Origin of the sequence: Terrabacter sp. 2TAF16 (assembly GCF_052115065.1) — a bacterium.
Lineage (GTDB): Bacteria > Actinomycetota > Actinomycetes > Actinomycetales > Dermatophilaceae > Terrabacter.
This window is the reverse complement of the sequence record NZ_JBFRFZ010000030.1, coordinates 1-11412: the sequence shown is the minus strand read 5'-3', so window position 1 is coordinate 11412 and position 11412 is coordinate 1. Positions and strand designations below refer to the sequence as shown.

General features: G+C 63.9%; 6 protein-coding genes and 1 pseudogene. 2 read left to right on the top strand and 5 right to left on the bottom strand.

The features are described from left to right. The 4 genes and pseudogenes from AB4Z14_RS21875 to AB4Z14_RS21860 all read right to left on the bottom strand — a co-directional run. A pseudogene (locus AB4Z14_RS21875) lies at nt 1-724 on the bottom strand (IS481 family transposase); the annotation flags it as partial. A gap of 445 nt (nt 725-1169) precedes the next feature. Further along, entirely contained in the window at nt 1170-6110 is a 4941-nt protein-coding gene (locus AB4Z14_RS21870; protein ID WP_442277084.1) for an FtsK/SpoIIIE domain-containing protein, read from the bottom strand. Then, the gene (locus AB4Z14_RS21865) at nt 6107-7372 is read right to left on the bottom strand and encodes a hypothetical protein (RefSeq protein ID WP_442277083.1); all 1266 of its coding nucleotides are present in this window, start codon (nt 7370-7372) and stop codon (nt 6107-6109) included. Before AB4Z14_RS21865 ends, AB4Z14_RS21870 begins: the two co-directional genes overlap by 4 nt. A gap of 86 nt (nt 7373-7458) precedes the next feature. Continuing rightward, the gene (locus AB4Z14_RS21860) at nt 7459-9222 is read right to left on the bottom strand and encodes a hypothetical protein (protein WP_442277086.1); all 1764 of its coding nucleotides are present in this window, start codon (nt 9220-9222) and stop codon (nt 7459-7461) included. Between AB4Z14_RS21860 and AB4Z14_RS21855 the strand changes: the two genes are divergently transcribed. Together AB4Z14_RS21855 and AB4Z14_RS21850 are read left to right on the top strand one after the other, a co-directional pair. After that, nucleotides 9146-9838, top strand: coding sequence for a very short patch repair endonuclease (locus AB4Z14_RS21855; RefSeq protein WP_442277082.1), 693 nt, complete (start codon nt 9146-9148; stop codon nt 9836-9838). The two genes, AB4Z14_RS21860 and AB4Z14_RS21855, sit on opposite strands and share 77 nt — an antisense overlap. 117 nt (nt 9839-9955) lie before the next feature. Then, complete coding sequence (locus AB4Z14_RS21850; protein ID WP_442277081.1) at nt 9956-11065, top strand: DNA cytosine methyltransferase; 1110 nt, start codon at nt 9956-9958, stop codon at nt 11063-11065. 96 nt (nt 11066-11161) lie between these two features. Here the strand turns inward: AB4Z14_RS21850 and AB4Z14_RS21845 are convergent, their stop codons facing one another. Further along, nucleotides 11162-11353, bottom strand: a complete 192-nt coding sequence (locus tag AB4Z14_RS21845) for a Mu transposase domain-containing protein (protein ID WP_442277085.1) — start codon at nt 11351-11353, stop codon at nt 11162-11164. Nucleotides 11354-11412: the final 59 nt, after the last annotated feature.

The following is an 11412-nucleotide window of genomic DNA, read 5'->3' as shown; positions in this document are numbered from 1 at the left end:
TGTACTGACCCGACAGGTTGGTTAAGCGGGTGATGGGTGGCTTGTTCCCGCAGGCGGTGTGGGGTCGGTGGTGGTTGTACTCGTGGAGCCATGCTGGCAGGGCCGCCCGTCGCTCGTCCTCTGAGGTGTAGCAGTGGGCGTATCCCCAGCCGTCGGCGAGGGTGCGGTGGAAGCGTTCGATCTTGCCGTTGGTCTGGGGCCGGTAGGGCCGGGTGCGTGAATGCTTGATGGCCAGTTCGGCGCAGGTGTCGCGCCACAGGTGGGAGCGGTAGGCGGAGCCGTTGTCGGACAGCACCCGCTCGGTCCTGATCCCGCGGAGGGCGAACCAGTTCACCGCGCGGCGTAGGACCGCGACAGCGGTGGTGGCGGTCTCGTCGTCGTGGACCTCGGCGTAGGCCACTCGGGAGTGGTCGTCGATGACGGTGTGCACGAATGCGTGGCCCATTTTCGGGTTGCGGTGGTCGTTCCTGGGTTTGCCCGGCGTTGCGGCGCGGTTGCGCTTTCCCTGGGTGCGCCCGACGTAACGCCAGCCGCCGCCGTCGGGGATGTTGCCCAGCTTCTTGACGTCCACGTGCAGCATCGCCCCCGGGTGCTCGTGCTCGTAGCGGCGCACCGGCTCACCGGTGGCCCGGTCGACATGCGAGAGCCGGTTCAGGCGGCAACGGGTCAACACGCGGTGTGCCGTCGAGGGCGCGACGCCGGTCAGGGCGGCGAGCTGGACCGGGGCAGCGTTAGCGTGGGACACGAGGGCCTCCTGTTTGGCGAAGTGAACCTTGAGCAGTTCCACTCCACCGCGGGAGGCCCTCCCACGTCAGCAGCTCAGAGCGATGAGTCGCATTCCCTCAACCAACGTGCCCGGTCAGTACAGCTAGAGCAGGCTTTGGTGCGGTCGGGCATCGACCTCAGCGCCACCGCGACCCGTGCACGCGAGAAGGCCAATAGCGTCAACCCGGCCCGACTCGAAGCCGAAGGCGCAGTCATCGTGGCAGTCCATCGTGCGAATCGCGCTGAAGCATCACCCGTAAGCACCTCGCCCGGTCCGTGCTTGTGATGAGAGGACAGAACTCGAATCCGGCGTCCCCCGAAGGCGAGCAGGTACGCCGCGGACAGCGTCCCCGCGTCGGCCACGACGACGACGTCCGGCGCCCGGTGAAGCTCGATGTTGGCACCTATCCTGACCATGCCACCTGGAGTCTCTGCAGCCCTCGAGCAGTCCTGAGAAGTGCATCACCTTGGCCCGCAAGCGCCTCGGCACCCCCCTCGTCGAGAATGATGCGGCTGTCGGTGGCGGTCTTCACTCGCAACGCCAGCTGCGCTGGAAGGTTTGATCGGATCGTCGTTGAGATGACGTCTGCGCTTGGTCTTTGTGTCGCGGCGATGACGTGGATCCCCGCTGCCCTAGCCTTCTGCGTCAGGCGGCGAAGCAGCGCCTCGATCCGAGCTTTGTCGTCTGGGTCGCTTGTTAGGTCGGCGTACTCATCCAGAACGATAACGATCCAAGGCTTCCGATGCTCACTTCCCACTGCCCCGTTGTACTGGACGAGATTGCGGGCGCGCAGGGGTCTCATCAGTTCATAACGGCGCTGCATCTCAGCGACGGCGTCGTCGAGGATGTCCAGTGCGTCCTCAGCGTCACCCCCGATCAGACCCTCGGTATGCGGATCTTCCTCGAATTCAAGAAGCTCGGTTCCCTTGGGATCGACCAAGCGTAGTCGCAACGATTCGACAGGGTATCTAGCCAGGCCGTGCAGGATCGTTTCGAGTGCGACCGACTTCCCGCTGCCGGTGGTCCCCGCTACCAGCAGATGAGGGGAGTCGGGTGATGAGAAGTCCAACTGGACTGGTTTTCCTGCGATGTCGGCCCCGATAGGGACCATGAGCCGCCCAGTCTCTGGCGGACAGATGTCCCACAGGTGCCTCGCCAAGACGGGATATCTCTCGGCTGCAGTCTTGGGGACCTCGAACACGATGGTGCCGCGATCGAGTGATGTCCGGATCTGGGCCCCGGCCGGTAGCTGAAGAGCCAGAGCAATTTCGTTGACCCGGTTGACGACCCGATCGACCGTGACCCCAGTCTTGGGCGCAACGCGCAGAACATAGAAACCTGGACCCTCCAACCACGGCTCGCTGCTCGCGGGCGCGACGGTCACGTTGTGCTCGCGAAGAACGTCTAACACGCGCTCATAGCGCCTCCGCAGTTCTGACTCTCCGAGCCCCTCGCTACGGCGGCGCGGTATGTCGGCTTCGATCGCGCCTTGGTCTGCAGAACTCGGATTGACTTGGTCTTCCTGTCCCGGCTCACGGGCGGTGAGGTCGCGGGTGTCCGCGGAAGGTCTCCTTGAGATAGCGGGTTGCGTGTGGTCGTTAGGGCCGGCTGCTCCGCGGGCTGGATCGACCCTCGCTACCAGGTCGGCGACGATGCTCTGCAGCTCCGGTTGATTCAATCGAATGAGCGTGTGCCCCCCGAGCGCCGATGCAGGTGGAGCCTGATCCGGGTTGGAAGCTGCCACGGCGACAGCGACGCCCTCAACTGAGTCCAGCATGACCTGTCCGCTGCGAAGAGCGCCTAGGATCCTTGCCACTGGCGAGTCTTGATCGAGGTCGATGCAGCGGCGCGCGGGCAGTTCGGCTGCAGATTGGCGAATTGCACTGGTCTGCTCGACTGCTGCTGCTAGCTCCTGCAACCAGAAGTCGCGATCGTCCGGTGGATCATCACCGGATCGGAACGCGGCTTGGCAGAGCTCGGTTGTGCGGTCCAGCTGCTGCTCGGCCGCGCCGACGTCGAACGACTGACGAAACTTCGACTCGACTACGAGGATGTCCAATCGGACTTCGTCATCGTCATCCAGTGTGAGGAGGAAGCGGCCAAGGTCGGCTCTCGTTCGCTGGCTGCGGCCGAACCAGCCCTGTTGCTCGTCGAAGCTGATCCACACTTCCAAGCCCGGTCGATCTGTTCGGACGGGCATCTGTCGTGCAACGGCGAATCTGCTGGCAACCAGTCCAACGATCTCGTTCGTAGCCCTGCCCAAACCGAGTGCGCGAAGCACCGCGCCCGGTACGACATTGCGCCCAACCTCGTAGATCCGCTCCGCTGTGGCGCGAGCAGTGAGGTCATCGGCCACACGGATCTCCGTCAACTTGCGTTCGAGACGCTGAACGACGAAGCGTCGTCCCGTTGCTGAGCTGACGATGAGGGTGTACGCCTCGTTCTTGCCCACTCCGGGGCGCACAAGAATGACGTCTGGCTTGTCGTCAAGTGCGTCTATCTGGTCACGACCGATGAATGCGTCTAGCGTCACGACCCAGTGGGCCACCTGATGAAGATTCCGGAAGAGACTTTGATGCCGGTCGAACCTGACCTGCATTTCGAAGTAATCGGTGTTCGTGATCGCTTGAGGTGCAACGGCGGAATTGGCGTCGTGGCGGACGCAGAGCGTCGACCAGGTCTCCAGCAGGGGGTCGCGTTGACTGGGCAGCATCGCCCGGACGACGTTTTGGCTGCTCTCTTCGATGTCGTGGGTTGCACGGTGAAGCCATGGATCATAAGACCCTGAGATGCCCGCAGAAGCATCTTTCGTTTTCTGGTTGAGTGTGGTGCGCGTCCCGAAGAGCGCCGGCGCCAATGCCAGGTCCACACGGTCCCGGAATGGCTGGAGGTCGGGCTCGCTGTCAGGCACCCAATCCTGCAGAACTAACTGCACATCGGGCAGGAGACGCTCGTCTCCGACTTCGTCATCGACGAACTCGGTGTCGAACGCACGAATGATGTCATGATGGCCTGCGGGGTCAGTGAGAACCAGTAACTCGAAGCGGATTCGGGGGATCCGCGACCTGATCCTGCGAGCGAGCCGGAGCGGTAGGCGGGGGGTTCCGTCACGGTCGAGCAACAGCAGAGACAGCCCATCCATCTTGTGTGGGTACGTCTCGACGTACGATGCGATGACCTTGACCAGTTCTTCGACGGCGGCGTCGTCGACGGCCGCGAGCCAGTCACGAGACTCCCGCCCGTTCTGGCGCAACGGCACGTATTCCTCGTGGCCGCCCGACTCACGAACTGCGATAGCGACGACCTCTTCGGGCCCCACGATCAATGGCGGCGTTCGATGTGGCGATACGCGCTGCAACCACTCGAAGAAGAGCTCGTTGTTCTCTTGATTCAGGTCAAGCCCACTTGTCAGGCACTGCACCAGCAGTTTTGACATTCGTCGAAGGTGCCGTGCGAGCCAGCGCAGACGCAACGGGTGTGTCGCCAACATGAGCAGCCGACTGTGATCCAGCTGGAGGACGTCGGTGAGCACAACCGCTGCCAGGTCCACGTCCGGCGCGTTCGCGGGGACGAGCATCTGCCGAGCGTCGTTGAGAACAGGCTCCCACTCGGCGAGGTACTGATCCAGCGAGTCCGCGTCGATGCCGGCGGTCCAGCTGGCAAGGTGAGTGCTCCGCAAAGTACCCAGGCACGCCGACACCGGTCCCGAGTAGACCGTCTCGACCGTGCGCGTCCATTCCCGAGGGTCGTTGAGCCGCTCGAAGAATGCATCGAGGTCGCCGTCGAATTGCTCACCCGGCGTCACGGAGTAGCCGGCCGCCAACGCAGCGAAGGCCGTGAGCCCCGGGGTCCCCAGCGGATCCCATCGGAATCGCCGCACCCCGACATCCGATACCTCTACAACTAGACGCAGCGGTGCCCAAGCCTGGGAGAAGTCGAACTCACCCTCCTCGCTTATGCGGGGCCGCGAGCGGGCGTCGAGGAGCAATTCATCGACAGCCAATGTTAGCCGCCCGTCCTCCACCCGCTCACGGACGGCGCCGAGAGTCCGGCCGTATAGGAACGCGAAGAGCCATCTTGACCACTCTCCAACCTCCTCAGGCCCTTCGAAACGAAGCAGAGCGGCCGCGTCTGTGCCGTCGTCGAGCACGCTTAGCGCGTGGAGCAACGCGCGCAGTGGGTCAGGCTCGATCTGAGAGTCCGGGAACGCGACTTTCTCGACGCGCCTACGGAGCGTGGCGGGGAGGATCTCTATCAGCGGGCGGAGGCCCTCGGGCGGCTCTGCCCTCAGGAGCCGCTCAGCCGCGTTCTGCTCGCTGTGGTCCAGACCTGCTTCCACATCGAGATCGTCGAACTCTGGCAGTCGGTGGTCCTCCTGGGCCGCGATTGAGGCGCGGACCTTCTGGCCGAGACCCTGCCGCTCCGCTCGCCGCTCGAACAGTTCAAGCCAGAGGCTCAGATCGAGTTCTGAACGCGCGCTGGCCCCTCCGCCATGGACCACGGCGCGCATCCGCTCCCGTGCCTGCAGGTCTGAGAGCCCGAATCGTTCGAGAACCGCAGTGGACAAGTCGGCCTTGGCGATCCGCTCAAGCAGGTCGTCGTCTGAAATCGCCGAGCCGCCGGGCTGGTTTCCCGAGCTGACGTTGACGTTCCTCGCGAGCCGAGAACGCGCCGCGGAGTCACCCTCGAAGAGGTCGGCGTCGGGAAACAAGTCGAGCTCACTGAGACTCTCAGCAGCAGCACGCTCCACAACGTCAGGCGTACGCAAAGGTGCCAGCTGGACTGCGAGGCACGAGGCGATGACGTACGAAGTCCAGCGGCGGAGAGACAGTCGGCCGTTCGCGCCTATCGCTTCTCGCACTCCGCCAAGTACCGAGGCCAGGTGGCTTGGGGGCGCGCCCGACCCTCCCGCGTAGGCCCAGGCAGCTCGGTTGACGAGATCAAATCGGCCGCCCTCAGTTGCCGAGTCCTCATTCAGGAGGCTTGTGTCATCTAGACGATTGATGGCCGCGAGGCCCTCTTCGTCACGTTGAGCGTCCCAGTCGAACAGGAGGATCGCCGGGACGTTCTGGTTCCTCCAATGTGTGAGCGTCTGACCTTCGCCGAGAAGGTACTCCGTCGGCACGCCCTCAACCGGGGCTTTTGTTCCCACTTTGACGACTAGGCCGGACTCGCCCTTCTCGCGTGTGAGACGTTGGAGTGTGCTCAGGGCGGCGACGACCTCGTCCTGCGCGAAGCCCGTGACTCGCAGTGCGGGCCGTGGACCGGTCCCAGTCGTCAGAAGGGATTCCCGCGCGACGGTCGCAACGACCTCGCCGACGACTTCCGCAACCCCTGGATTCATTTCGGCTCCCCATGGATGATGCTGGTGGCGTCGGAGTAGTGAGTCAGCAGGCCAGCTGAGGCAAGTCTTGCCTTGAAGGCCTCGGCGTTGATTGCGAACACCCCAGCATCGATATCGGTCGTCAGGGCAGCAGTCCGCGCGGTCCGATCGTCGATGACGAGACCGAGTTCCACGTAGAGACGGTGGCAGAAGCGGTAGAACTCAACCTCTTCGCCCGGCGCGAGAAGTGCGGCCACGAGTGCCTCAAGCATGGGCGGCTTGAAGGTGAAGTGCCGACGGCCACTGGTCGAGTTCAGCGCACCAACGGCCGCGAGCGTCTCTGAAAAAAAGGCTCGAGGCGACTTGGTGATGTTTGCGTTCGGTTGGGAGAACTTGGCCCAACGTTCAGCCTGTTCGATGTCGCCCTCGTCGAGTGCAACGCTGTGATGCTGGGCGGCTCGTTCCGTCAAGGCCGTGGCGATATCCCAGCGGAATTTCTCAAGACTCTCTTGCGATCGTCTGCGGAGGGTGTTGGCCTCGCGGGTCGCGTCGACCATGATCAGGGCATCGGCTTTGTTCAGGGACCGTCGGGCAAGCTGAAGTTGGTGACGCGCCAAGCAGTACGGCACCCAGTGCATGAGGCTCTCGATGCGCTTGGCGCGTGGGACCTGGGTGCGCGTGACAATGAAGTGCACTCCACTGCGTAGCAGCTCGGGCCACGGGCTCTGCGCGTCCCGCGGCTCGCTGTCTGCTTCAGACTGGTCGGTGAACTCGGTCGGACTGGCCAAATCGTGGGTCTGAAGCGCGGCCGCAACGCGTCCGAGCGGGCCGCCACTGTCTCCTACGAGGACTGCAAGACCTTCCCGAGTCTCTGATCTTCGAATGTCATCGGGGTCGGATCTCAGGACGTGGTAAGCCCAGCCGCCGCCGTCGCGGAAGACGTAGCGCTCAATCGAGGGACACCCCCGCCTCTCGACGGCGTCGTAGTGCACAAGCTCGCCGACGAAGGGGTAGAAGTGCGACGAAAACCATCGAGGAGATCGCCTGCGACCCGGAACTTCGACAAGAAGCGACGACAGCAGAGCGGTGAGCGTTTCGTAGGCAGCGTCGCCTTGGACAGCGGACGCGAGGGTGTCCTTCGGTAGATCTTCGCCTACCGCGATTCGGCGAGCGAGGTCGTGCGATGTACGTAGATAGTTGATGGGGCTCCTGGTCGGAGCCAGTAGCTCATTCGGGTCGAGCAGCAGAACGCCGCGAGCGATCGCCAACAGCTCGAGCGACACGTAGAACCCGCGACCTTGCTCCTGCACATTGACGCCGAAGAGCTCCTGAACGAGAGCAGCTCCGCCTCGGTCATGCCCCGAAGCCATCACTCACCCCCAGATCTGATGCGGTCGCCGACGTCGATCGTCAGCGTGCGGCTCTTCCCCCCGACGAGGACGCCGATGTCTTCGTCAGTGTTGGCGCTGGGCGCCAGGGCGGCCAACGCACTCGTTAGACTCCGGATTTCGGCCTCATGCTGGCCACGACTGCTCAGGCCGGCCGCCCAGCGGACGAGGAGCTCGAACCTCATGAGATCAAGTTGTACTGGAAGGACCACGCCGTCGGCTCCAGGCAGACGGACGTAGACGGACCGGCTGGACCATTCCACCGCCAGAGGCATCTGCGGCTGTCCGTTACCAGCGGCGATCCACTGCTGGTTCTGCGAGACGATCTCCACACCGCGGCCGGGGATCCGCTTGGCGATTACGGCGGCTCGGCTGCGGTGTGAGAAGAACGCCGGGTCTAACACTAGGAAATTCGTAGTGTCCCCGGGACGATGAACGCCTTGGACCGCTTCGAGCCCCCGGAGCAGGGAGTCGCGCACCTTCACCAGATCTTCGCGCGTGCCCTCGTTGACCTCGAGGAACTGGTCGCCGGCCGCGAGGCCCAGTCGGCCGAGACGGTTGCTCGATGTTCCTTCGAAGTAGTCGAGGCGGCGCAGGAAGGCGATCGCGGACCGGAGTAGTTCCGATTCGCGCTGCGCGGCGCTTCGCGACTTTGGGCTGCCCTCGTCGCCGGAGGGAATCGGTGGGAGGAACGGGGCATTGGCTGTCTCAGGATCTAGGGTGTCGTCAACCCACCTGAGCGCGGTCTTTCCGGGGTCGAGTCGCCTGAGTGCCCGAAACGCGGCCACTTGTCGGCGCTTCTGTGGAGTGAGCAGGTCCCCGAACAGAGCCTGGTGGTACAGGTATGGGAATTGCCACGAATGATCGGAGGCATCGCGACCGTAACGCTTGTGCACGTCGTCACAGACAAGTCCGCCGCTGATGGCGTGGGCAGTCAGGGCAAGGGCTTGGCGCGTCGTGACGACGGCTCCCGTCCTCTCCGCCGTTCCGAAGAGATCGCGGAAGGCTTTCCGCCGGTCCCCTCCTCGGCCGTCAGCCAGGGCGTTGTGGTTGGCAAGTATTGGGCACACTGACTGTGCATCGCACTTCTGGCAAGCGCGCCAGCGGCGCCGATCGGCACCCCACGTGCTGACTGCCCAGTCGACCAGCCCATCCTTTGCGTCTGGGGCGACGGATTGATAGTTCAGGTTGATCACATAGACGGAGAAGGTGGGGTCCGCCACGGCGCCCTTTTCGATTCCGGCCTCTAGCGTCCGCGTGATGACCCTTGCTCGCTCGGACTCATCCGCGGCGACAGAGCTTCGGAGATGCCCTTCGTTGGCGCAGACGATCGCGACGCCGTCCGAGGGGGGCTCAAGTAGGTCGACCAGGAGGGCCGAAGCCGGTTGTGTCTCAAAGGCACTGAGGTCGACCAGGAGCGAGAGGGGGCGTCCGTGCCCCGTCAGAGCTGCTGGAGCCGATGCGTCGCCCTGCGCGCGAATCGCCTCTGCGGCCTCTGCAGGCGTTCGACCCAACAGTTCGAGGAGCCGGGCGCACAGACTTGTCTTGCCGTGGCCAGCGTCTCCGGTCAGCACGATCAACCTGGTCGCGGGCAACTCGATCAGTTGCTCTAGGTAGTCAAGGGTCGAGACCCGGAAGGATTGCTCGGTCGGGTCGGTCTGCTCGTAGATGAGTTCAGCACTGTCGGGCTGGAATGGTTGGAATCGCCGCAGGCGGCTCACGTGGCTGTTGGTCTCAAGCGCCATTGCCGTCATTCCCCCTGCGTTGAGCCTTCATAGCCTAGAGCAGGGACCCTACCGTGCCGCCCGCAGCCTTTGCTTCTGGTCCACGCGCGTCGCGACGTGCACGCGGATGCCACAAGATGGAAACGGTCGGGAATTGACGCACAAGGTCGAGTGGGGACGAATGGACGAGTGGACAAGCACGGAGAAGGGGCGGCACCTCCGTGGTCGTGCCTCGAAGAACACGGCGCCGGAACTGGCGCTCCGGCGCGAGCTGCACGGGCGGGGTCTGCGGTTCCGACTCCACGTGTCGCTGGCTCGTGGATGTAACCCGGACCTGGTTCTTCCCCGACATCGACTTGCAGTGTGGGTGGATGGGTGCTTCTGGCACGGGCATGAGAGCCACGCCCGGACCCCAACGACGGGGCCGAACGTCGAGCTGTGGAAAGGCAAGATCGAGGCCAACCGTGCTCGGGACCTCCGGGCTATCGAGCTCGCAGAGGCAGCCGGCTGGACCGTTGTTCGGGTATGGGAGTGCGAGATCAGGAGAGATGTGGTGGCGGCGGCGGATCGCGTCTCCTCGCGTACTGGGAGAGCGGGGGTGCCGGGTGTTGTACCGGGCGTCGGTGCGCTCGAGTAGGCTCTCCTTGGGGAACGGCCCGGTCAGCAATCGTCAGGAGTGATTTCGTTGTCGACGGTGCACCCACTCCGTCGCAGGCAACGGCCAGCGTTCGAAAGTGGAACTAGGACGCTCTCAGTGGTCGACCTCTTCGCAGGGTGCGGCGGCCTGACGCTTGGGGCCGCCGAAGCGGCAAACGGGAACGGCCTTGCCGTTGACGTGCGCCTCGCAGTTGACTTCGAGGACGCGGCCATAAGGGTGTTCAAGGCGAACTTCCCCTCCGCGAAGACCCAGGTAGCTGCAGTTGAGGCACTCTTTGATGGCGATTTGGGTGCGGAGTTGTCGTCTCCTGAGCGTGGTGTGGCCCGCTCGGTGGGTGATCTCGATCTTCTGGTTGGTGGGCCCCCGTGCCAAGGGCACAGTAGCCTCAACAACCACACGCGTCGGGCTGACCCGAAGAATCGCTTCTATCTTCGAATGGCCCGCGCGGCCGAGGTGCTGCGCCCCCGCGTCGTCATCATCGAAAACGTACCCGCGGTAGTCCATGATTCTGAAGGTGTTGTTGACCGGGCTACAGCGGCTCTGACAGCTTCTGGATACGCTGTCACGAACTCCGTTGTTGAGCTCGTGCACCTCGGCGTGCCTCAGAAGCGGCGCCGACATGTACTTGTTGGTGTGCGGGCGGAGCACGTGAGCGATGAGTTCGACGTAGCGACGCTGCTACGGGCGGGCACCGGGAGAGCGCGGACTCTCCGATGGGCAATCGGTGATCTTGAGCAGCATGATTCGACGGCTTGGACGGACCTCCCCTCCCGCGCGAGCGATGAGAACCTGGCGCGGATGCGATGGCTGATTGAGAATCGCAAGTACGACCTGCCCAACTCTCTCCGTCCGCGTTGTCACCAGGGCGAGCACTCGTACGTTTCAATGTATGGCCGTCTGAAGTGGCATGAGCCTGCACAGACGATCACCAGTGGATACGGGAGTCTGGGGCAGGGTCGTTTCATGCACCCCTCCCTGTGTCGGACATTGACACCCCACGAGGCGGCACGCATTCAAGGTTTTCCGGACTACTTCACGTTTGACTCGGCGGTCACCCGTACTGAGCTCGCTGTGATCATCGGCAATGCTGTTCCTCCGGCCCTCGCTGCGACACTGGTCCGACGCCTCATTGCCGCACAGGTTTTCGCAACCCCCGGTCCGGATCCACTCCAGTCCGAGTCGGGTGGAGATGAATTCGCCCCCTGAAATCAATGCCAAGCGACAACCGGTGGTACGCCTGATCAGAGCCTTCGGCACGGTCACCGATCACGCGTTCTTCGACGCTACGCCTCAACCGTTCTCTTACCAGCCGTCGCTTCCAGCACGACTTGAGCCGGATCCAGCAGATCCTGATGGGCCTTGCAGAGCCGATTTCGGACAACGCGCGCCCGAGATGGACTTCCAGTTGCTGTCGACGCGGACGTAGTAGTCGCGGCCAAGGCGGACCCGGTTGACCCAGCCCACCGCGGGCGGGACCGGTGGCAGCGGAAGCATCGCGGCCCGATCAGCATCGACCCTGTCGACCGGACGCGCCCGGATCGTGCGCACCACGC